Origin of the sequence: Vibrio sp. nBUS_14 (assembly GCF_051201655.1) — a bacterium.
GTDB lineage: Bacteria > Pseudomonadota > Gammaproteobacteria > Enterobacterales > Vibrionaceae > Vibrio.
In genome coordinates, this window is record NZ_CP179206.1 from 1,799,588 (window position 1) to 1,822,013 (window position 22,426).

General features: G+C 42.0%; 18 protein-coding genes and 1 pseudogene. 13 read left to right on the forward strand and 6 right to left on the reverse strand.

Annotated features, from left to right (window positions below; genetic code table 11):
• The 4 genes from ACMAZD_RS08440 to radC form a co-directional block, all read right to left on the reverse strand.
• A complete protein-coding gene (locus ACMAZD_RS08440; RefSeq protein WP_435249267.1) occupies nucleotides 1-561 on the reverse strand; it encodes a tyrosine-type recombinase/integrase in 561 nt (186 codons plus the stop codon).
• Between the two features lie 217 nt (nucleotides 562-778).
• The gene (locus tag ACMAZD_RS08445) at nucleotides 779-1,219 is read right to left on the reverse strand and encodes a DUF2787 domain-containing protein (RefSeq protein ID WP_435249268.1); all 441 of its coding nucleotides are present in this window, start codon (nucleotides 1,217-1,219) and stop codon (nucleotides 779-781) included.
• Nucleotides 1,220-1,298: 79 nt separating this feature from the next.
• Complete coding sequence (locus ACMAZD_RS08450) at nucleotides 1,299-1,730, reverse strand: DUF2787 family protein (protein WP_435249269.1); 432 nt, start codon at nucleotides 1,728-1,730, stop codon at nucleotides 1,299-1,301.
• Entirely contained in the window at nucleotides 1,727-2,194 is a 468-nt protein-coding gene (radC, locus tag ACMAZD_RS08455) for a RadC family protein (RefSeq protein ID WP_372099878.1), read from the reverse strand. The genes ACMAZD_RS08450 and radC overlap by 4 nt, the downstream gene beginning before the upstream one ends.
• Before the next feature lie 185 nt (nucleotides 2,195-2,379).
• Between radC and ACMAZD_RS08460 the strand changes: the two genes are divergently transcribed.
• On the forward strand, nucleotides 2,380-2,565 hold the full coding sequence (locus ACMAZD_RS08460) for an AlpA family transcriptional regulator (RefSeq protein ID WP_435249270.1): 186 nt from the start codon (nucleotides 2,380-2,382) through the stop codon (nucleotides 2,563-2,565).
• A gap of 424 nt (nucleotides 2,566-2,989) precedes the next feature.
• The gene (locus ACMAZD_RS08465) at nucleotides 2,990-4,765 is read left to right on the forward strand and encodes a hypothetical protein (protein ID WP_435249271.1); all 1,776 of its coding nucleotides are present in this window, start codon (nucleotides 2,990-2,992) and stop codon (nucleotides 4,763-4,765) included.
• A 254-nt stretch (nucleotides 4,766-5,019) separates the two neighbouring features.
• Here ACMAZD_RS08465 and ACMAZD_RS08470 read toward each other — a convergent pair whose 3' ends face one another.
• Nucleotides 5,020-5,781: an LPD25 domain-containing protein gene (locus tag ACMAZD_RS08470; RefSeq protein WP_435249272.1), complete on the reverse strand. Its 762-nt coding sequence runs from the start codon at nucleotides 5,779-5,781 to the stop codon at nucleotides 5,020-5,022.
• Between the two features lie 594 nt (nucleotides 5,782-6,375).
• On the opposite strand from ACMAZD_RS08470, the gene ACMAZD_RS08475 reads away from it, so the two are divergent.
• The 6 genes and pseudogenes from ACMAZD_RS08475 (at nucleotide 6,376) to ACMAZD_RS08500 (ending at nucleotide 12,446) form a co-directional block, all read left to right on the forward strand.
• Nucleotides 6,376-8,562, forward strand: coding sequence for a hypothetical protein (locus ACMAZD_RS08475; protein WP_435249273.1), 2,187 nt, complete (start codon nucleotides 6,376-6,378; stop codon nucleotides 8,560-8,562).
• Entirely contained in the window at nucleotides 8,559-9,605 is a 1,047-nt protein-coding gene (locus ACMAZD_RS08480; RefSeq protein ID WP_435249274.1) for a hypothetical protein, read from the forward strand. Before ACMAZD_RS08475 ends, ACMAZD_RS08480 begins: the two co-directional genes overlap by 4 nt.
• A 131-nt stretch (nucleotides 9,606-9,736) precedes the next feature.
• Nucleotides 9,737-9,923, forward strand: a pseudogene (locus ACMAZD_RS08485) (IS4 family transposase); the annotation flags it as partial.
• Between the two features lie 217 nt (nucleotides 9,924-10,140).
• Nucleotides 10,141-10,341, forward strand: coding sequence for a hypothetical protein (locus tag ACMAZD_RS08490; RefSeq protein ID WP_435249347.1), 201 nt, complete (start codon nucleotides 10,141-10,143; stop codon nucleotides 10,339-10,341).
• Between the two features lie 360 nt (nucleotides 10,342-10,701).
• A complete protein-coding gene (locus ACMAZD_RS08495; protein ID WP_435249275.1) occupies nucleotides 10,702-11,319 on the forward strand; it encodes a class I SAM-dependent methyltransferase in 618 nt (205 codons plus the stop codon).
• Nucleotides 11,319-12,446, forward strand: coding sequence for an HNH endonuclease (locus ACMAZD_RS08500; protein ID WP_435249276.1), 1,128 nt, complete (start codon nucleotides 11,319-11,321; stop codon nucleotides 12,444-12,446). The genes ACMAZD_RS08495 and ACMAZD_RS08500 overlap by 1 nt, the downstream gene beginning before the upstream one ends.
• Before the next feature lie 26 nt (nucleotides 12,447-12,472).
• Here ACMAZD_RS08500 and ACMAZD_RS08505 read toward each other — a convergent pair whose 3' ends face one another.
• Nucleotides 12,473-13,333: a helix-turn-helix transcriptional regulator gene (locus tag ACMAZD_RS08505; RefSeq protein WP_435249277.1), complete on the reverse strand. Its 861-nt coding sequence runs from the start codon at nucleotides 13,331-13,333 to the stop codon at nucleotides 12,473-12,475.
• Nucleotides 13,334-13,470: 137 nt separating this feature from the next.
• On the opposite strand from ACMAZD_RS08505, the gene ACMAZD_RS08510 reads away from it, so the two are divergent.
• The 5 genes from ACMAZD_RS08510 (at nucleotide 13,471) to ACMAZD_RS08530 (ending at nucleotide 22,419) form a co-directional block, all read left to right on the forward strand.
• On the forward strand, nucleotides 13,471-15,492 hold the full coding sequence (locus ACMAZD_RS08510) for a hypothetical protein (protein ID WP_435249278.1): 2,022 nt from the start codon (nucleotides 13,471-13,473) through the stop codon (nucleotides 15,490-15,492).
• 451 nt (nucleotides 15,493-15,943) lie between these two features.
• Complete coding sequence (gene hsdR, locus ACMAZD_RS08515) at nucleotides 15,944-18,853, forward strand: type I restriction-modification system endonuclease (protein ID WP_435249279.1); 2,910 nt, start codon at nucleotides 15,944-15,946, stop codon at nucleotides 18,851-18,853.
• Between the two features lie 69 nt (nucleotides 18,854-18,922).
• On the forward strand, nucleotides 18,923-19,405 hold the full coding sequence (locus ACMAZD_RS08520; RefSeq protein WP_435249280.1) for a type I restriction-modification enzyme R subunit C-terminal domain-containing protein: 483 nt from the start codon (nucleotides 18,923-18,925) through the stop codon (nucleotides 19,403-19,405).
• 30 nt (nucleotides 19,406-19,435) lie between these two features.
• Entirely contained in the window at nucleotides 19,436-20,926 is a 1,491-nt protein-coding gene (locus ACMAZD_RS08525; RefSeq protein WP_435249281.1) for an N-6 DNA methylase, read from the forward strand.
• Entirely contained in the window at nucleotides 20,923-22,419 is a 1,497-nt protein-coding gene (locus ACMAZD_RS08530; RefSeq protein WP_435249282.1) for a restriction endonuclease subunit S, read from the forward strand. The genes ACMAZD_RS08525 and ACMAZD_RS08530 overlap by 4 nt, the downstream gene beginning before the upstream one ends.
• The last annotated feature ends 7 nt before the right edge of the window (nucleotides 22,420-22,426 follow it).

Consider the following 22,426-nt stretch of genomic DNA (forward strand, 5'->3'; position numbering starts at 1 on the left):
TTACAGTTCGAGTGATACGAAGTCTTTGTCGACTTCATCTTGAGTGATACCGATATAACGAAGCGTCACGCCCTCAGAAGTGTGGCGTAGCATCTTCATCACGCGACCGATATCTTTAGTGGATTGGTAGAGAAAATAACCTCGTGTTTTGCGCATGGAGTGAGTACCCAGCGCAAGCTTGAGTTCTTGCCCCACTTGTTGAAAGGCCATAGACACCGCACGCCGAGAGATCGGCTGCGGTGGTTTATGTTTTAGTTGCTGGCATCGATGTGATTGAAATAGGTAAACATGGTCAGGGTGCTTCTCTTGTACTTTGGCAATATGCTCCCGTGCTTTAGTGTTTAACTGGATGTTCGCCAGCTTGCCTGTTTTGCTTTCACGAATAATGAGTCGGTCATCATTAATGTCTTCAAAGCGGATGGAGAGTAATTCGGATATTCGTAGTGCCAGGTTTAGCCCAATGTGCCAAACGTCAGCCATTTGCGGATTACAACGAATAGCGAGTAAGTGGCCAATGAGCCGAATGGTGTCGTCGTCTTTGATCGCTTGGACCTCAGCCATAGTCAGCTTCCTTTTTTGTCTGTAGAAGGGTGTTTTGGGAAGCACAGAGAGGTCGATACCGCCAAACCCTTATGTAGCAAGGGTCTCAAGCTTCCCGTTTTAACAATATGGGAAGCAGCGGTATCAGTACTCATGTGTACTAATCAATGTTGTTTGTTGAACTCGGTTCTAGATTGGTTTGTTGAAATGATGGATTAATAAAGGGATTAAGGGAGTCTTAGTTGTTACTGACTTCGATTTCGTCGTAGGCGTCCATGCTGACATAGGCGACAAAGTTGCTTTGCCACAATTTATACAACTCGTTCACAGAAGATTGGCGAATGTTTTGCCATCCTCCGTAACGAGAAAATGCCATGCCATTCCCGATATCAAAATCTAGATCTCTTTCTAATTCTGGGTAGGGACCTCCGCAATAACTAAAGTCAGTGATGTACAGGATCGAGAAGTGATTCTCATCTGTTTTGTTCAGCGCAATTTCAACGGGATGAAAACCACCATTTTCAGCATTGTAGCTTTTGTCTCGAAAGTTGATCGTTATGTGATTACCTTGCTTATCCCGATGTTGATCAAGCACTTGGCTTAGGCTGCGATGGAAAGCCGTAGATAATGGCAAGCAGGTTGGGGTAACGTTTATTGAGGTTAATGTTTTAACAGGCATAGGGGCTCCTAGGCGCCTTCTTACAGCGCTTTGAAAGTAATGGATGATTGAAGGATTAATGTATTGATTGGGGGGAGTGTTAGATGGCGGTAGCAGTGAAGGAATCAAAACCACCATTTCGAAAAGCTTTTACCAACGAACTTTGCCATGATTGAAACAGATCAATGACTTCAGGTTGATTAAGATCGCACCGCTCAATATCTGGTTGATAAAACCACTGGTGATTGAAATTAAAGTAAAGCTCGACGTCTAACTCATTGCTGGTTTTACTTGGAAACGCAAAGCTAGTCATGGTTGCGACCTTCCATACCTCACTTGACGGCTCTCTGAATAAATGAACTTCAACAGGGTGAGGACCTGTTTTGTTAGGTCGATAGGCATTATGGCGAAAGTTGAGAGCGACACGTTCTACATGCTCTGGAATTGACGCCACACTCATTACAGTAGTGAGGTATCCCTGTAACTCAGGTAAAAGGGAAATACATTCGTAACGGGCAATAACACTTTTCATATCCAACTCCTTTCGGCAAAAGAGACGCAGTCTTCACCGACCACAATATGGTCAAGTACACGAACATCAATCAGTGACAAGGCATCGATCAACCTGGTCGTAATGCGCCTATCAGCCCGCGATGGCTCAGGATCTCCACTAGGATGGTTATGAGCAAAGATCACCGCTCCAGCATTGGCATAGAGGGCAGCCTTTACTACTTCTCTGGGGTAAACGCTCGCCGCATCGATAGTGCCAAAGAACAGCTCTTCAAATCGTATCAGCTGGTGTTGGTTATCGAGCAGCATGAGAGCAAATACTTCTCGGTCGTATGATCCTAGCTTGAGCTTTAAATACTCCTTTACATTATTCGGGTTAGAGAATGTCCCTTCGCGCTTGTACTTTTGTGCAAGGGCCTCAGCTGCCGTTTCAAGCAGCTCATTTAAGCTCGATGGCTGGTGAGTAGGGTAGTTGTGTCTTGGCATGGTATGCCTCCTTTAAGTGAGCGATGGTTCCTATTCACTTTGATGACATATATCTGAAAGGTTTTTGAATGAAGGGATTTGATCGGAAGTAAAACTGAGTGGCACATACTGAGCTTTGATTGGACGTTCTGGGTAAAAATTTAATGGCGGACTCCTGTTATGACGAATAACAAGGAGAACACCCAATGAGATTTTTAAAACTAAAAGAAGTAATGCAAAAGACCGCCCTTAGCCGTTCAGCGATTTACCGCAAAATGAATGATGATGAGTTTCCGAAGTCGATTAACTTGGGAGAGCGAGCGGTTGCTTGGGTAGAAAAGGAAGTGGATGAGTGGATGGAAATACGCTTGTCTCAAAGACCAAACCATTAAGACTGAATTAATACCACTTCACCAATTCAGACCTTTCCAAAATGGTAAGCCAAAACTAAGAAAAGGTGCAAGTCCATGAATGAGGAAAACTATGCAATCTATATCGGTATCGCAACATAAAATGAAGCGCATCAAACCTACAGGGTTGGTATCAGTGTTTATAACTACGATGGGCAGCTAGTTGACGAAAATAATTTATTTGTAGGTGTGAGGTTGCCGATAGTGCTGAGTTAGATCTTATCGCGTTGGTAGAAGCGATGGAAGATCATAAGGAAAGATGTGTTATTGAAGGGGGCGTATGGTTTGTTAGCTTTAAGGGGAGGCTAGAGAGGAAAGTTGTCCGAATGTAGAAGTTACGGAACTAAATGTTACTCACCCGTTTAAGCTCACAATCCAATAACTAATGTTTGGTTTAAGGTTGAAGATGCATATGAAAGACGACATTATCATGCCTAATTCAGAACTCCAACATAGTTTAAGGGTCAAGATTATGGGCTGGCTAGACAAAGCTAAAAATGTTGCTTCACAGGCAAAGAATAAAATTTCAGATGTAGATACCGACGCTTTGAAGCAGCGAGCTAAAGATGCTTCTAACAATGCAGTATCTAGCGTGTCAGATAAAGCTGTAGAGGCCGTTTCAACTACAAAAGAATTAGTTTCTAATGTGGACGCAAAACAAGTTTTGGCTGATGTTAAGGCTAATGCTGGAGAATTCACAGAGAAAGGCCAGGCGCTAGCGTCTGAGCAGATACAGAAATCAAGCAAGGCGATTTCAGGCGTATACTCTGAACAGGTAGATAACATAAAAGCTCAAGCTACGAATGCCACAGAGTATTTGAAAAGTGGTCCCGCTAAATTGAATGCAATGGCTCGGTCTACTCTAGAAATAGATAAAGATACAATGCGGATGGTTAGCGACCTTCAGGGGCGACTTCCGGTGCCTGCCGATACGATGGATGATATTTTTACACAATGTCACGATGTAGCCATTCAAAGAGCTATGGCATCGTTCTTTCTAACTGGAACTATGGAGGCAATTGACCAGAATTCTGAAGCTAAATACGAAAACCTATCTGAATCATACAAAGGCTATACAGCACGTACAAACATACGTGACCACGAAAATTATTCGGAAATGAAGAACATTCGGGCAGATGCTAGAGATACATTCAACTTTGTTGAAGACGGTTACAACAAAGGGAATCAAACCAGCCCATACGATGTAGACATTGAACACGTTATATCAGCGAAAGAGATATACGGTTCGACCATAGTTAAGGCTGGAACGAATGATGATCAGTTATTAGATGTGGTAAATGACAAAGATAACCTTATCTTCACTAATAGCTCGGTAAACAGATCAAAAGGACAAGTCCCTCTCGCTGAAGTTTTAGATCGTTCAGAGCCTCATCCAACAAAAGAGGGTGTTAGAGTTTTGACTATCAATGGTGAAACCCATGAGATCAGCGAAGCAGACTGCCAAGAGGCACTTGAGAGATCAGAAGAGTCATTAGATTCACATAAAGTAGAAGCTGCAAAAGAGATTGGTTTGACGGCGGCTAAAACTGGTGCTGCCATGGCAGTTCAGCAGGTAATTGGTATGATGGTCGTAGAAACGATCGACATTTTCATGGAGGAGCTACAGCGTTTCTGCAAGGATTTTAAACTCTTTGATGAAAAGGGGGTTATTGGCAATGTGCAAGAACTTCAGCAGCGTATTTCTCAGAAGTTGAATCAACGTTTTGAAGAACGTCAAATCTGGGCTAAAGCACGAACACTGGGAATTGAGTCAGGAGTGAGCGGAGCTCTGAGTGTTATTCCTCAAATCTTAATCTCAATGATCACCAAGATGCCGGCTTTTGCGCTCGGTATGATTCGAGAAGGTACTTTAAGTTGCGTCCGAAGTGCTCGTGTTTTGGCTGGTAACGATCCTAATAAACTTCAGTCTATCAGTATCATTATGGCAAGTACCGCATCAGCTGTTGTAGGCCTCTATGTTAGCCGTGTAATTAGCACAGGGCTTGCAGGTGTACCATTGTTGAATCGCTTTAATAGCCAAATCACCTCAATTCTTTCGGGTTTATTAGTAACGGCGGTTCCACTAGTAGCTATCTACACTTTTGACCAGAACAAAAAACGTCTTATGTTCGCAATAAACAAAGACAAATCAACACCGCTATTTGAATCAGCGCAGAGTTAACCTCAGACCGTTTTTGTCATCGTAATTAATCATAATTTTTGTTGCTATGTTCAACAATGGCTTTTCTTATCTTAGGTAATATGAGATTTTCGATACTCAAAGTTATTAATTAATTGCTACATTAGAAGAGTATGTAAAACGTTTATGTCCTCTTTCTTGCTAACGAGCTGTGTGATCTCCAAGCGATTCTGTCGTTGATAACAGAAAAAAATAAGACTACCCAGAGAGAGGCGATCCGCTCGCCTTTCTTTCTTTTATTCGCTTATCGCGACCTCACCTAAGGGCACATAACGTGCTTTGTTGTCCTCTCTGTAAAAGTTTCGCTTCTTGATTTGCCATCCGTAACGAATGTATTTTGTATCGGTTAGGTAATAGCCTTCTCCCATGGCAAAGCGCTCACGGTGTTCAACGCTTTTCTCTGGATCGTTAAGAAAAGCCGTTTCAGAGTGATTCAGACAAGCTTTGCGCAGCTCAGGGAATAGGTTTCGAGAGTGTTTCGACCATGCAAGAATGATGGTCTTCAACGTTTTGGTGTGAAACTCACCCGCATATGGCTCACTGATTTCAGCGTCATAGTCCGTGAGTGTGGCAATAATCACACCCTTGGCCCATTGTGGTACTTCTAGGGTCTCTTGAAACGCTTCTTCTTTCGCGGCTTCTTCGGCTTTAGCTTGCTCCTCGACCTGTTTAACCTGCAAACGTCCTACGTCTACAAATGAGTGGTCCAACTCATAAGTGTTTATGAGTTCGATTAACTGCTGGTGGTGTTTGTCGTAAAGCCAAGGCTTATCGACATCCCCTTTATGCTGACGGTAATAACGAGCCATGCTTAAGCAGTGCTCAGCAAAACCTTGGTCATTACCACCACAGCCTAAATCTAAGCGGCATTCGTGCTGATATTCATTGTCAAAGGTCACGGTTACTTTCGTCTTATAGTACACGCCTAATGAGTTGCATTTGGCAACTTTCAGAGCTTTCTTTTCGAATTCATTAAAGTCATAGAGTGTCTCTTCCATGAACTCACGAGATTCAGACCATTGGACAAGTACCGTGATCGGTTTAATTTTTTCCCCTCTGATGTGAGTAAAGAATCATGTTGGTCTATGGGTGAGCTGTATGGGCTATCTTGTTGTGTTGTTTGCATAGTGGGTTCCTTTCTACGAATAAAATAAAAAAAACACCTTGATAAGAAGATGGCCTATAGAGTGATGGGTGAACGTGTTTTTAGGTCGTGTAAGCAGGTGGGGTAACGGTGATTAATGGGTAATTAGATAGAATGCTTCTTTACTGCGTGATAGGGCGGTTCTGAGCCATTTATCCAGCACTTGCCTTGGTAGTCATTGATGAGCTGCTGAAATAGCCACATCTCAAAAGAAGACTTGGGTTTTATTGCGACATCAAAGCCATCGTCATCAAATCGTTGCCGTTCTTTCCAAGTTGCATCTAAATCACTTAGCTGCGTTTTTAATTTATCTAATAGGGTTTGTTTGGATTTTTCTAATTAATGATAACTACTCAAATTTTAAAGCCTGCATATTCAAGTTGATTCATTATGATTGAGCCTGTTAGTATTCGGCGATTATGCGTTTTGTATTATACGGAGATTTGCAATGACTATTTATAAATGGGCGGTCCTTTGTTCATTACTGTCTGTTTCTGGCTGTGGTGATGATTCTTCATCCAGTGCGTCGAATTCAACAACCTACAATGACTACTCCATTACAGCAATTGATGGTTATTTGGTTGATGCGACCGCTTGGTTAGATAAGGAGGGAGTAGGACCTACTCAAAGATCATCTCTCGCTGCCGTAACAAAATCAAAAGGAGTCGCAACGTTTAAGGTTCCTGATGATATTAATGCTGAGGACTACACCACTTTCGTCCATGCAAGTTCAGGGAAAACTTTCGACGAAGGTTTGAATCGCTATGTGACCAATGATTTTTTAATGGCAGCTCCTGCAGGAACAAATGTCGTCACACCGTTTTCTACTTTTGTATATTTTAAAGTTCAGTCAGGTTTGACAACGGAACAGGCTATAAATCAATTGGCGGCAGATCTTCAAATTAAGCCTGAGCACTTGTTGTCAGATTTTGTAAAGAACAACGACGAGCGAATGATTTCTATCGCAGAAGATTTAGTTCGATTAAATCTACTACCGGATACTGGCGTGAGTTTTGAACAAGTACTGGAAAATCCGACAAAGACATATGAAAGTTTAAGTCATTACGCTCAGATTCAATCAGATCCAAATGATTTCTTGCATGTCGTGAAAAACTTAAAGAATGAGCTGGAGGTCGATACCGACCAAGATGGTACCGCTGATAGCGATGACCTTGATATCGACGGTGATGGTATCTCAAACGACGAAGATTCCTATCCGTATGAATTCGATGATCACACAGCCAATCGTCCTACCACATTGAGGCTATCTGTCCCTTTAAATGAGACTATTAACTCAGGGAACTGGCATTACTTTAAGGTAGAAACTCCAGAAGACATTTTACTCAATATTAGTTTGGTAGGGTTGTCAGGAGACGCCGACCTTTATGTAAAACAAGGCTCATTCCCAACTAAGTTTGATTATGACTGTCGATCAAACAATAGTTACAAGCTTGATGAAAAATGTCTGCAAAGACTTAAAGCAGGTCAAGTTCATTTTATCGCCGTGTCTGCCGAAGAAGATACGAGTTACCAAATTTTGGCGAAGCTAGATGAAATCATTGTTAGAAAAGTCACTCTTTTATTGCATGGTCTAGCATCAAGTTCAGAAACATGGCAACCGTTGATCAATGACGATAGTTTTTATTCTGGAACTTGTCAGATACTCGATTTGGAAAACAAACTCGTCTCGCTTCCAGAGGTTAATAAGCGTAAAGAGTATTGTTTTAGTTTAGATTTCGGTGGATATGACAGAGATACAATACTCAGTTCTAAAGGACTCGACGGGAAAACTTGTGTCTCTGCTCTGGGATGCAATGGAGACTACTCTAGCTTTGAATTGTTAGGCAAAGAAGTAGAAACGACCATTGGTAAAATTGTAGATGAACTTGGAATCGATACAGAGATCGTGCTGATTGCTCATAGTCGAGGTGGCTTAGCTGCAAGAGCTTACCTACAAAATACAGCCTCACTCAATAGAGAACATGTAAAAGCATTGATGACCACAGGTACACCTCATCAAGGTTCACCGCTTGGACGTTTCTATAAATATATGGATGAGAATTGTACGCCAAAGAGTAGTTTTAGACAGGACAATAGTGTTTGTGAAGACAGCTGGGAAGTGATTGAATTATTAGCTGGTGAAAGAAAATATTGGAGTATACAACTTGGTGATTACGTTATGGATTTGATGGCTCCTAGTGTTGATTTCTTATCACCCGAGTCTGAATCAATAATCTCAATTAATAGAGATGTGCTTACATTAGAAAACACAGTCTTATCTCAGCTAAGTTACAGTGGTACTGAATTCGGAATTTTAGATACAGATGTCTCATTAGTTGGTATTTACGATCTGTACGACTATGGTGCATGGTTTAAAGGCGACCACCCACACCCTAGCACGCTTCGGTATATTGAAAACGGTGCAACGAGAGCAAGTTTGGTTGGCGATGGTATCGTACCTGTCAATAGCCAAAAGTTAAGCCAGGTTCTTGCTCTATATGGTAGAGATGTTGATTTCTCTTTGACGAATGATGATCATAATATCGTCCATATCGATCAGACTAAGCAAGTTACAGATTTATTTGAGATGTTCCAACAAGTATCAGAATCGATAGGTTGGGGAGACACAATGTGACGCGAAAACAAAAATTAGCCATTCTTGTTAGTACCTTTTCGCTAATCACTTATTTTGGTTATATCAAACTTGGTTTGCATGAGTCTGTTAGTTCTGAACTGGTAGGGGACGAGAACAGCAGTACTATTGCTCATGAGCAGACTAAGCGAAATGGTAAAGCATCAAATATTGAAGGTGCATTTACGAACCAAGATGGAGAGATGATCGTGCAGGCCCATCAAAAGACAGGCACTAGCAATTCGACTTTTGGTGTTTGGCAAGAGTTGGCGGGCTCCATAAAGATTTCAAGGGTCGATACAGTAAATGAAAAACAATTGATTCTCATGTTGAGGGTGGAGGCAGACACTTCAGTTTATGATGAAATTAGAGAGCTATTGCAGCTAGGACCTAATAGTGCGTCTGATAGGACGCAAGAGTACCTGTTGAGTCTTTTGGCGGCCATCAACACACCAGAATCTGTTGCGGTACTTCTAGATGCGTTAAAAACGCTTTCTAGTCCGAGCTCGAATACGGTATATGTAGTGAAGAAGTCCATACAAAAGATATCTAGAGATGCCACCCACATCAGTTTATTGAAGGATAGCTTTGTAGAGTTAGAAGAGGATAATCTTTATATCGGTGATGTTGCTCGAGGTATTGCAAGAAATGCATCGGAGCTTGATTTTGAGTTCTTAATTGGTATTGCCCAAACTGATGACAATAAATCTAAGGTGGCTTTATCTAGTCTGCAATATTTGAATAATGAGCGCTTGGTGCCGAGCTTGCAGTATGTGATCGATAGCAATGCAGCTGATAGTCAATTAATAGCGGCATCTTTGAGTTCCCTTGCAAATATGGGGCAATATGAAGCTGCTGTTGCCTTAATTAAATGGAGTGCTAATCAGGATGCTTCAAATTTGGCTTACGTTCGGCATCTTATCTCCCAAGCGGAATCTAGAAGCCCTTCTATGTCGAGAGCTATAGAAAAGACATTAGATAATCAAGTGTTTGTTAATCCAGAAGTAAAAGAAATGATAGAACTAATATATAGCGACTCCAAATAGAGATTAAAAAGGTTAATGCCGATCAGTTAAAGCCAAAGTGATCGTTTGAACGATCCTTCAGAGCTCTCAAAATCCAAGTGTTTTTAATGCACTTGGATTTTTTGATGGATGTTTCTCAAGCTCTAAACACAATTAAAGCTGTCTTTGAGCGAATGACAATTCATGATTAAAAAGTGCAAAGTTACCCCAGTGGAATGGATTAACGCTTCTTGGCGTTGCTGGCGTTGTTTGGCGAACTCCCGATAACCTGCAAAATGAAAAGGCATTTTCTCGACAAAAAGGGACACAATATCGCGAGTGAGAATGGTCTGCCAAATATAAAGATGCAGTCGAACTCATAAAGAACAAATACTTCGTAGATACCGATGAATTTGATGCATCGTTTGTACAGAAACTGTTTGAACAGATTTCTTGTAGCAGCTGTAAAACAGGAATATTGAAAGAGCGCGTTAGTCGTTACGGTAAGTTCTTGTCTTGTTCGTTCTATCCTCGTTGCAAACACAAAGAAACCTCATGTAGCCAGTGTGGTAGCCCGATGAGCAGTACGACTAAGCCAGGCTTTCAGGAATGCATTAACGAAGAGTGTGGCGACATTCGACCGCTCTGTAAGCGTTGTGGTAGTGAGATGAAGCTAAGAAATGGTAAGTACGGTAAGTTCTGGAGTTGCACGACTTATAGAAAGGGCGCAGATAGAAATTGTGGTTATACACTAAACTATACCGCTAACGAACTTTGATTGGGCTAGCACATGAAAGCTAGCAAACTTGTATCGCTAGCGCTTGTATATCAACTTTCGGTAATCCAGATGACTGTGAAAACGGGCGACATTTTTCTGCCTGGATTGAGCTTAAGAAAGCCTTTTGAAGTAAGAACATAATCAGAATTTGCAATGAGAATTAAAAGTGACACAGCGGTTAGACCACCTGACTGAGACTTTGAACAGATGAGCAGAGCAGGGGATATGGCTAGGGAAGCACTTTGAACGGGTTTTATTCTCCGAGATCTTAATCACAGTTATTAGCACTTATCTAAGACGTAATCGTCATATGCAATCGACCCATATATTATCGAGTCAGATTGGTCTATGGAGCGGTTTATGTCGGGGAATGTTTGTTACTACAACGAAAACGCGGTTCAGCTTGCAAAGCAGTACGATTCTTTGGAATTTGAAAATGTCCACCGTGTGTGGCGTATGTATTGGCCTTATGGTGATGCAAGTGTACTTGATATCGGTGCTGGCTCAGGCCGAGATGCGAGGTGGTTTGTTGAACAAGGCTGCTCAGTGGTCGCCGTTGAACCAGCAAGCGAACTTTGCCAGTTAGGGAGATTAAACTCCTCGACTCAAGTTCAGTGGTTAGACGATGCTCTGCCTGCTTTAAGCAAAGCTAGAGAGCTGTGCAGTCATTACGACTTGATTTTACTTTCAGCGGTATGGATGCATCTAAATTCGGCGGTTCGAAAAGAGACGATCGCTGTATTGTCTGAACTGCTTTCCGAGAATGGAAAACTAGTGATCACATTGCGTCATGGCGGCTTTAATGATGGCCGCAGTGCTTACCGTGTTTCCGTCGAACAATTAGAAAGGTTAGGTGAAGCTGTAGGGCTGACAGTCTGTCACGTTGCCGAAGACACTGATTCATTGAAGAGAAAAGAGATATCTTGGCAAACCGTAGTGTTAGAACATGCAAGATCTAACAAAAGCAAGGGTCGATAATGGCATTAGAGTACTACTTAGATCGTTTTCAAAACCTGAAAATGAACAATGCTGGTGGCAAAAAAAGTCCTCATAAAGTCTGTATGTTGCTGGCTGTTATGGATCTAATTCAAGCAGGGCATATTTCGACCAATAAGATCTGCCTTAACCAAGCCCTTAAAGAACGGTTTACTCATCACTTTGACAACTTGGCTCAAGGGGCTGATAAAAATACCCCGGAAAATCCTTTCTTCCATTTGAGAAGTGAAGGCTTTTGGCACCTTTTCTTCAATGACGGTTATGACAATACGTCAACCAGTCGTTATTCAGCAAAGGCGGTCTCTCACGCATATATTGACGATGAGCTGTTTAGCTACATGAAAAGCTATATCGTTTCTAACGAACTAAAGGATGCTTTAGTTTCTAATCTATCTGATCTAGCGACGTTATATCATCAGTGGTTGATTGATATTGGCAAATCTGAAAAAACCGCAAAGAATTACCTTGGAGCCATAAGAGGTTCGATATCTAATTGGTTGATGGATGTTGGCGAGCTAGAAGCCCCGCTGACTGATATCAATTCGTATCGTGAGTTTATTGGATATGAAGAAAAAGCGAGAAAGTTGGAGCAGTTTCAAATTCGTGACTCTAAGGAGCATGGGACGTACAGCGCCGCTTTGTCCCATTACCACCAGTTTTTAGCTGACTTATCTCAGGTGGATGTGAATGCAGACATCAAACAAGTGATGACTGACAATACTTTATCCGAAACTGAAAAAACCATTTTGGTCAATACAAGAGTAGGACAGGGGCACTTTAGATCAAAACTGATTCAGATGTGGGGTGGTTGCGCCGTTACAGGGTATCGTAATACACAGCTGTTATTGGCTTCACACATTAAGCCCTGGCGAGATTCTAGTAACGAAGAGCGATTAGATAGATTTAATGGTTTGCTGCTTCTTGCCAACCTAGATAAAGCGTTTGATCTCGGTTTTATCTCCTTTGATGATCACGGGAAGGTACTCATTTCAAGCTACTTGGAATCGCCGGATGTTATTGGTTTAAAGGAAGGTATGGCATTTAGCATCATGCCGGATCATCGCCCATACCTTCGTTATCATCGAGGCGAGTTATTTAAGGGGCGCTAATTGATTAGCTCTGGCTTATCATGGAGTTAAAAGATCAGATATGGCTTCAGATCCTCAAAGTTCCCTAAGATGATCTGCTGACCTTTAGGGTTCGAATTCAACACATTAATATCGATATTATAAGCATCCAGAACATAGCGAACCAGCGCTGCGTTCGTCGGTATTGCTAGGGTGCCTTTTTCCATACCGTAGTCGTGTGCAATCACTTTGGCCTGGGCTTCGGTTAATCTTGAGTCGGGGATTAACTTAATAGAGAGATGAGTGTTCCAAAGCTCATCTTGCTCTTTTCCCTTTATTTTTTTTGTATCAAGAGTTGGAACACCTCGAATTCTGCTCAGCACGAAATCTCGATAGTCTTCTGAGTGTTCGCAATAAGCTCGAACATGCCAGCGTAATGGTGTACAAACGAGTGTATGTGGAGAGATGATCCGTTCTACTTCTTCACCATTCTTCAATGATGTGTAGCTTAAATCGACACGTTTCTTCTCTCTGATTGCTTGGACTAATGGTCGTAAAATTTCGGGTGTAATGTTGCGTGTCACTGGGCGAACCATCGTCGTATTTTCAAAGCCCATATCAAGCTCATTGAAAGTCACAGTCATATCTTCACTTCGAGATAGGATGTGTAAGTATTCATCAGCATGACCGCTCGTTAGCTTTGGAATAAAGCTATCACTGGGCTTGTAGCCTTTTAACTGCTTATCGTAGACAAGGTTGCCTAGCGCCACATCGGTTAGGTAGGTGTTGATGTCTTTCGAAGCTTGCTGTCTGCCAATACCAAAGTTCTGAATCAAATGATTGGTAGTTAGTCGCCCTTCCCATAATGCAATGATTTCTATCATTCGGTAGCGGAACAGCAGATCCCATCTTATTGGCCATTTACGCATTATCAAATTCCTGTCTGGTTAAGCGACGTGTGTATGTAATCAGTATTTACCTGTCGTTATTGGCGTCATATTATTGTTGGGGTCGAGTTTCGTCAAGAAAGTAATCGGAACCAGCAACGCACAGACGGGTAACCTTTATGAATTACATTAACAGCGAAAACAAAAATGGCTTATGGGAGCTAGAGATTAAAGGGATCGAAGGCCCAATATTGGCAAGTGATTACTTAGGCCTTTATGGTTCTACACCTGACGAAGCTCGTACAGCATCTATTAAGAGGAAAATTGTAGTTCATAGCGCTGAAGGAGGAGATTTCATCCAATGTGGTTATTGTGGTCTTCCTGTCAGGTATCGTGCACGAAGCGCAACCGGGAGAGCTGCTTTTTATCACAAACATATCCCGGAATTGGAAGAGGTCGATTGTCCATTTCACAGCGATTACAAAGGTGAGTTTGTATTCTCTGAAGCTGAAATGCATGAAACTAAATGGCACTTTCGAACAAAACACTTTATTGCAGGCACGTTGAAGGGATCAGAAAAGATAAAATGCGAATCTATTCAAGTAGAAAAGTTTATCTTTGCAGAAAAAGGTTATCCCAATAGACGACGTAAACCTGATATTTATTTTGAAGACCTTAGTGGTAATCGATTTGCGATAGAGTTGATTCAAGGTTGGTTAGACCCAGAAATAATCCATGCTAGAGAACAGTTCTTCTTAGAGGAAGAAATCAATTTGATTTGGTTGTTCAGTGAAGAACGAAGCGATTCTATTTTCTATTACGTTATGTACAGTACTGCTCTAGATACCCATCCAGAAAGCTTCGCAGAGTTTGAGGGGAAAGTAAAAGAAACCCAATGTAATGCCTTTGTTTTCTCGCAAGAAGCATCAGAAAAGAGCCAAGAAAGTGGTGAGTTCTACTTTGAAGCGCATTTCCCAGAGTTTGATTTCAAGCCAAGTGAGCTTGTTCTTGAGATGAGCTATGGATGTCAAATGGTGACTTTGAGTGACTTGGAGTTATCACCTGAAAGGCATCCTCATGCAGTAAATACGAAAAGAGCCTTATTAGAAAAGGAACAAGAACTGTCTTTTGCTATTGAGAATAAGGCTCTACAGGAGTCTCAAGAGGCACTCGAAAGAATCAAAAAAACAATTAAACAAATTTGTGAAGATGGTGAACAAGGTACTCTTTCGGGACCGGTTCTTAGCAACCTTTCTGACGAGATTGCAGAATGTTTTGATTATGTGTTGTCGGATAATTCTGAACGAAACTCTTTGTTCGAATTAGCTAATCAAGCAATAGCTCGGGCAGGGCATCGAATTGAAGAAGAAAAAAAGAAGATTGCTCGTAGCGTACATGCTAGGGAACTTTGGGCGCTGAGGCACCAATTTTCCTACGCTCGAAGAGAATTAAATCAAAGTATTACAATTCAAGAATTAACAAAACTTAAGCATCACTTAGTTTACGTCGCGACTGATTATAAGAAAGTGATATCAAGTGAGCTGTCATCTCGTGTTTGGGATCGTTATTTGAATACGCTTCTAGTAAAGATTGGGCAACAAACCGATCAACTTGCGGAAGGCTTACCGAGGCCAAGAGCATTGTGGAGTATCACCAATGATCTCCTTAGCTATTCGCTTGAGAAGAGGATGCAATTATTTGAGACTCGCAGTACATTGGCCGTCGATATGTCACAACAACAATCAGCGTACTTGATCCACAAATCGGATACTGAAACTCGGGTTTTTGAAGAGAAATTAAACGAGATTAAGTATCGAACAAAAACGCAGTATATGAACACTCATTGGAAAGCGTTGATGGGAAACTGGTCCGCTGATTTTGTTTATGAGCCGGTGATCAACAGAGCGGGACAGTTACTTTGTATTGATGCCTTTTCAGAACTTGTCGGGCATGAACAAGATTGGGTTGAAGAGGCTTTAAATAAGTTCGTTGAGCGGCTGGTAGTATTGATTAATGAGTTCTATGACAAAGCCTTTATAAAAAATGGTGCTCGAATTGATAAAAATGTATTGGATAAACTATTAATTTTTTGGAACTGGTTAGATACAAGTCTTTATATATACAACCAACCTGAGGCTATAGATAGAGCCTATCAATTAAGAAAGTATCTGCAGAAAAATAACATTTCAATAATAGAGTAAAGATCAAGTTAGCCCTATTAAGAAGGCCGCGTTTAATCTTAAGACGCAGATTCGCCAGTCATACCGAAGACTTGGACAACTCGTTCTGGCTAAGGGCAATCGTCATCGTCGCCAATATGGTCATTACACAGAAGGGGGTTTTCGAATACTTACAAAGCTGTGGTGTCAAGGTTATATAGTCACCTGACATAATGGCGTTAGTTCGAAACCTTTCTTTTTTTACTAAGGTAAGCACTAGTTTTTAGGTTCAGCTGGGGTACATATCTTTAATTTACATGTTGAAAAATATTCACAAGAGCAATCGTAAAACAGTCCATATCTATTGTAATGACAAGCTTGATTCATGACTAATTAGCTAACTCTATGAATTAACTAACAGTCTCAAAAGTAGTAAGATGCTAACTTAGTTGCATTTAAGATTGACCAGCATTGGCGAGAAAGGAACTTTTGAGTGGAAAAAAGTAATTTTGAGTTTTTAAAGCATCATGATGAATTACTGTTTCGGTTGGCAAACCGTGCAGAGCAATGTTTTGTTCCTGATCCAAATACCACACTGGTTAAGATACGCCAACTGGGTGAAGCATTAGCGCAAAACGTAGCTGCGCGCGTAGGTGTCCAATACGGCAAAGATGAAAGTGGGCGGGATATCAGACAAGTCGATCTCTTACGTAATCTTGAGTATAAGTTGACCCTAGACCAGCGTATCAATGACTCTTTCCACACGATTAGAAAGCTTGGAAACACGGCCAATCATGACTTCACTTCGTCGAGTCACCGTGATGCACTAAAAGCATTAGTATTAGGACATGCCCTTAGCGCCTGGTATCACACCCTATTTGGTGGGGCTCATGCCAAAGGTTTTAAACCACAACCCTTTATGAAACCTGAAGACCCATCTGAGCATGTGCGCAAGCTAGAAGAAAAACTGCAAGCGTTAGAAGTTACCCAGCAGCGAACCTCAGAGCGTCTGAAAGTTGCTGAACAGCTCAAACAAGTTGAAGCAGAGAAATCCGCAGCCTTGAAGAGCCGAGCCGAGCAAATGCAGGCGGAAAGCCAGCTTTGGGAGGAAGTGGCGACTGAGCATGAGGATACGTTAACTCAGTATCGTAAGAAGATGGACGAGGCCAACCTCATTTATCTGGCTGAATTCAACCAACAAGACAAACAAGCTCAAGCCAAAGTTATTGAGCTTGTTGAAAAGTCGCGTCTTGAATTAAATGAACAAGAGACGCGGGTGCTTATCGATGAACAACTTAATGATGCACAATGGACAACAGATACGGTTAACTTAAGATATTCAAAAGGGGCAAGGCCTGTAGCTAACGAAAACCGTGCTATTGCTGAATGGCCAACTTCATCTGGGCCTGCGGACTATGTGTTGTTCTCAGGTCTAACGCCTGTTGCTGTGGTGGAAGCTAAAAAGAGCGCGAAGAATGTATATGGCGCAATTGATCAAGCTAAGCGTTATGCAAAAGGGCTAACAGATAAAGGTGGGATCACCATTGAAACGACTTACGGAGAGTTTCAAGTCCCGATTGTTTTTGCTACTAATGGCCGTCCCTATTTAGAACAGTTAGAACAAGAAAGTGGAATCTGGTTTTTAGATGTACGTGACAGCACCAACCGACGTCGTGCCCTAAAAGGTTGGTACACACCGCAAGAAATCAAAACGTACTTAAGACAAACACCGCAACAGGCCGAGCAAGAACTTGATCAAATGGGTTTTGATTATGATTTGAAGCTGCGTGACTATCAGGTAGAAGCGATTAAATCGGTTGAAGAAGCCATTAAACAAGGTCAAACCAATGCGCTGGTGGCAATGGCGACTGGAACAGGTAAAACCAAAACCTGTATTGCCTTGGTCTACCGTTTATTAAAAGCTGAACGTTTCCGCCGTATTCTATTTCTTGTCGACCGCTCAGCCCTTGGTGTACAAGCTACTACTGATTTTGGTGAAGTACGTTTAGAGAATCTCAATACCTTTGCTGATACCTTTGATGTGATTGGCATGGAAGCAGACAAGTCACCCATAGCCAAACCCGAAGATGATACCAAGGTGCATGTTGCGACCGTACAAGGCTTAGTTAAACGTATTTTGTACCCAAGCGATGGTGATACTAAGCCGGGTGTTGGCCAATACGACTGCATTGTGGTTGATGAATGCCACCGTGGTTACCTGCTTGACAGAATATTAAGCGATACCGAATTAGAATTTCGTGATCAAAAGGATTACCAATCTAAGTACCGCGCTGTTTTAGAATACTTTGACGCTTTCAAAATAGGCTTAACCGCGACACCAGCGCTGCACACAGTAGATATTTTTGGCGAGCCTATTTTCAGTTACAGTTATACCGAAGCTGTACTAGATGGCTATTTGAACGATCACCTTCCACCTGTTCGTATTCATACTAAGCTAGCAGAACAGGGCATTCATTACGAAGTGAATGACGAAGTTCAAGCTTACAACGTTGAAGACAATACCGTAGAGAAGTACAACACGCCGGATGAGCTCGATTTCGACGTGTCTCAGTTTAACCGTAAGGTCATTAGCCCAAGTTTTACCAAACAAGTGACTAAGTGGTTGATTGAAAGTGATGCCATTAGCCCTTATTCAGAAGCAAAAACCTTAATCTTTTGTGTTACCGATAAACACGCTGATCAGGTGGTTGAGGCATTAAAAGAAGCATGTGAACATTATCATGGTGAAGTGGAAGACGATGCCATTCAAAAGATCACTGGAGCCAGTGATAAACCGCTAGAAAAAATCCGCCTGTTTAAGAATGATCGCCTACCTAACATTGCCGTCACTGTTGATCTGTTAACTACAGGTGTCGATGTACCAAGAATTTGCAATCTAGTCTTTTTACGCCGTGTGAACAGTCGAATTCTATTTGAACAGATGCTTGGCCGTGCAACCCGTTTGTGTGACGAAATAGGTAAAGGGCCGTTTAAAATCTACGATGCCGTAGACATCTATACTCAGTTAGAAGACGTCAACAGCATGAAGCCTGTCGTTACGAACGTGAACGTGACCTTTACCGAACTAGAAAACGAGATGAAGCAAGTGGATGAAGACGAACTTCAAACACTCGCTAAGAACCAGTTCATCGCCAAGCTGCAAGTGAAACGCCGTCACCTAACGGATAGCCAGCGTGATAACTTTGAAACTATTGTTGGTCAATCACCAGAAGACTTTATTCACGATTTAAAGAACAGGCCGTTAAATGAAGTAGCCGAATGGTTTACCCATCACCCCGGTTTAGGTGAATTGCTTGATGCCAAAGTCACAGGCGGAGGAAACCGTCCACCAGTCATTATTTCAGAGCATGATGATGAAGTGACGGGCGTTACTACTGGTTAAGGTGATGGCCAAAAACCTGCCGATTATCTGCAAGCGTTTAGCGACTTTGTTAAAGCCAACAGCAACCGATTGATTGCTATTCAAACAGTCGTGCAAAAACCTTGGGAATTAACCAGAAAAAGCCTGAAAGAATTAGCGTTAGAGCTTGAAAAGAACCGCTTTAGAGAACAAGATCTTCAAGTTGCATGGAACGAAGTGAAAAATGAAGAAATTGCCGCCAGAATCATTGGTTTTATTCGTCAAGCCGCATTGGGTGAAGCTCTTATTCCATTTGACCAGCGTGTCGATAAAGCATTAGCGATCATGTTAGCTAGCCAGCAATGGAAGACACCGCAAAAGCAGTGGTTAGAACTGATTGCCAAGCAAATGAAGGCCACCACCATCGTTGATTTGCCTGCGCTAGACCAAGGCATTTTTAAGCAACAACAAGGTGGCATTAAACGCGCCAACAAACTTTTTGAACAGCCTATAGAGGATGTTCTACTTCAATTTAACAAAGCACTGTGGTTAGCCCCTCAATCGGAATCGCCGCAGCAAGCAAAAACAGCGTAACGCTGTGAAACCCAGAAAGGTATTGTATTAATGAGCACTCAAGATCTCGTCGCCAAACTTTGGAATTTATGTAACTTACTGCGTGACGACGGCGTGACCTATCACGAATACCTTAATGAGTTAACCTATCTGGTTTTTTTAAAAATGGTCGATGAAACAGGCCAAGATGAACTGCTACCAGAAGGTTATCGTTGGGAAAATTTAGAAAAGTATAATTCAGCCACTCGTTTAGAAGAGTACCAACAACTGCTTCTTCATTTGGGCTCAAATGGTTCACTGATCACCAAAGCAATTTTTAAAAGTGCCAATACCGTTATTCGCAAACCAGCCACGCTAAATAAGCTGGTGGTTGAAATTGATAAGCTCGATTGGTACAGCGCCAAAACCGAAGGGTTAGGCGACATGTACGAAGGCTTGCTAGAAATTAACGCAGGCGAGAAAAAATCAGGCGCAGGACAGTACTTCACCCCACGTGTACTCATCGACGTGATGGTTGAGCTAATGAAGCCAAACCTAGAGGATGTAATTGTTGACCCAACTGCCGGTACAGGCGGCTTCTTAATCAGTGCACACAACTACCTAAAAGAGAACAATGATATTGACGGGTTAGATACTCTTCCATACGACAAATATCAGCATGATACTTTCTTTGGTATGGAATTGGTGCCAGACACGCGCCGCCTAGCCATGATGAATCTGATGTTGCATGACCTAGCTGTCGATGATGAAAACTCAGGTATTCTATTTGGTGATACTTTATCTAATGAAGGTAAAGCCCTACCACCAGCGAGTTTAATTTTAGCTAACCCACCATTTGGTACTAAACAAGGTGGTGGCGTACCAACCCGCGATGATTTGGTTCATTACACCAGTAACAAGCAGCTCGCGTTCTTACACTTGATGTACCACAAAATGCTTAAACCGGGTGGCCGTGCAGCGGTGGTGCTTCCTGATAACGTACTGTTTGAAGGTTCGACTGGCCAGACGATTCGTAAAGATTTGATGGAGAAGTGTAACCTGCACACCATTCTGCGTTTGCCTACTGGTATCTTCTACGCCGGAGGGGTAAAAACTAATGTGTTGTTCTTCTCTAAATCTGAAGATGTAAAACAAGATAAAGCTCAAACCAAGAATGTATGGGTGTATGACCTACGCTCTAACATGCCTAAATTTGGTAAGCGTACTGTACTGACTAAAAAGCACTTTGAAGAGTTTTACCAAGCGGTCGGCAGTGACTTGACTCAAGTGGATGAGAAAGCTCGCAAAGCGTTTATCAGTAGCCATAAAGACGACGTGGATGGTTGTCGCCTGCGTTGCTTTAGCCGTGATGATATTAAAGCCAAAGATGAATCATTGGACTTGAGCTGGATTCGTGATGAAAACAATGAAGACGCTTCAAAGCTACCTGCGCCAGATGTGCTGATCAATGAAGCATTGCTCGAGATGGCGGGGGCGATGGAAGAACTGAAAGCGATTTTGGTTGATTTGGACTCAGCAGAAAGTGATGAGGTGGCTCTGTGAGTGAGTTACCTAGAAGCTGGTTAGATGTCGAAATCGGTTCAATTGCAGATGTTGTTGCGGGAGGAACACCCAAAGCAAAAGAGGAATCTTATTTCTCCATTGCTGGTGAGGGAATTGCTTGGTTAACACCAGCTGACCTAAGTGGCTACAAATACAAAGAAATATCTCATGGAAAGAGAGATATTTCGCAATTAGGCTTGGATAATAGTTCAGCAAAGCTGATGCCAGCAGGTTCTCTCTTGTTTAGTAGTCGAGCACCAATTGGTTACGTTGCAATTGCCGCAAATGAAATTGCTACCAACCAAGGATTTAAAAGCTTTGTATTTACGCAACATATTGACTCCAGTTATGCGTATTATTACTTGAAAAGTATCCGAGGCCTTGCAGAAAGTAGAGGTACTGGAACTACTTTTAAAGAACTCTCAGGTGCTATGGCAAAGAAATTGCCCTTTCGATTAGCTCCACTAAACGAACAAACCCGCATTGCCAACAAGCTAGATTCTATTCTAGCCAAGGTCGACAAAGCTCAAGCTCGTTTAGACAAAATTCCTGCGATCCTAAAACGTTTCCGTCAATCGGTATTGGCTGCCGCAACGTCTGGGGAGTTGACTAAATACACTACGTACCACTCAGGTGAGTACTATAGAGAACTTAAATTAGAAATCGAATCAAATACCAAGTCAAAGAAGCTTAAACCTCTAAGTGAGGGGGAGGTTACATTAGCACATCAGTTATTTGATGGTGTTAGATGGCCACAATGGAATTGTTATCCATTAGAAATGTTGGTAAATGTTGACAGAGGAATCCCTTACGGAATCGTTCAAACCGGTGAGCACCAGGAAGTTGGCGTGCCAACGATCCGCTGTGGTGATGTTAAGCACCTTCATATAAAAACTGACGCTTTAAAGATAGTAAGCCCGGAAATTGAAGATAAGTATGCCAGGACAAGGCTAAAAGGTCGTGAAGTATTGTTGGCAATTCGCGGCACCGTTGGAAACGCAGCTGTTGTCACTGATGAATTAATTGATATGCAAGCAAATATTAGTCGTGAAGTTGCTATGATTCCCGTTAGAGAGAATATAAATCCTCATTACATAGCTCTATTACTTCAATCACCAGGAGGTTATAGAGCTTTGGCCGAGAAAGTAAGAGGAGTTGCACAAAAAGGAATTAACTTAGCCGACGTTAAACGTTTTGTTACTCCATTACCTTGTCTAGTCGAGCAAGGTGATATCGTACAAAAAGTGGAAGAGCTTTTTCTAAAAGCCAATATTGTCGAAAAACAATACCTAGACGCTAAATCTCGCTTGGATCGCTTAACTCAATCGATTCTAGCTAAAGCGTTCCGTGGCGAGCTGGTGCCGCAAGATCCAACAGATGAACCTGCAGAACAACTGCTAGAGCGTATTCTGAAAGAACGTGAGCAAGCGAAGCCAAAGAAGAAGGCGACTAAAAAGCGCGTAGCTAAAGTTAAAACGGTAGAGAAAGGATAATACAAGC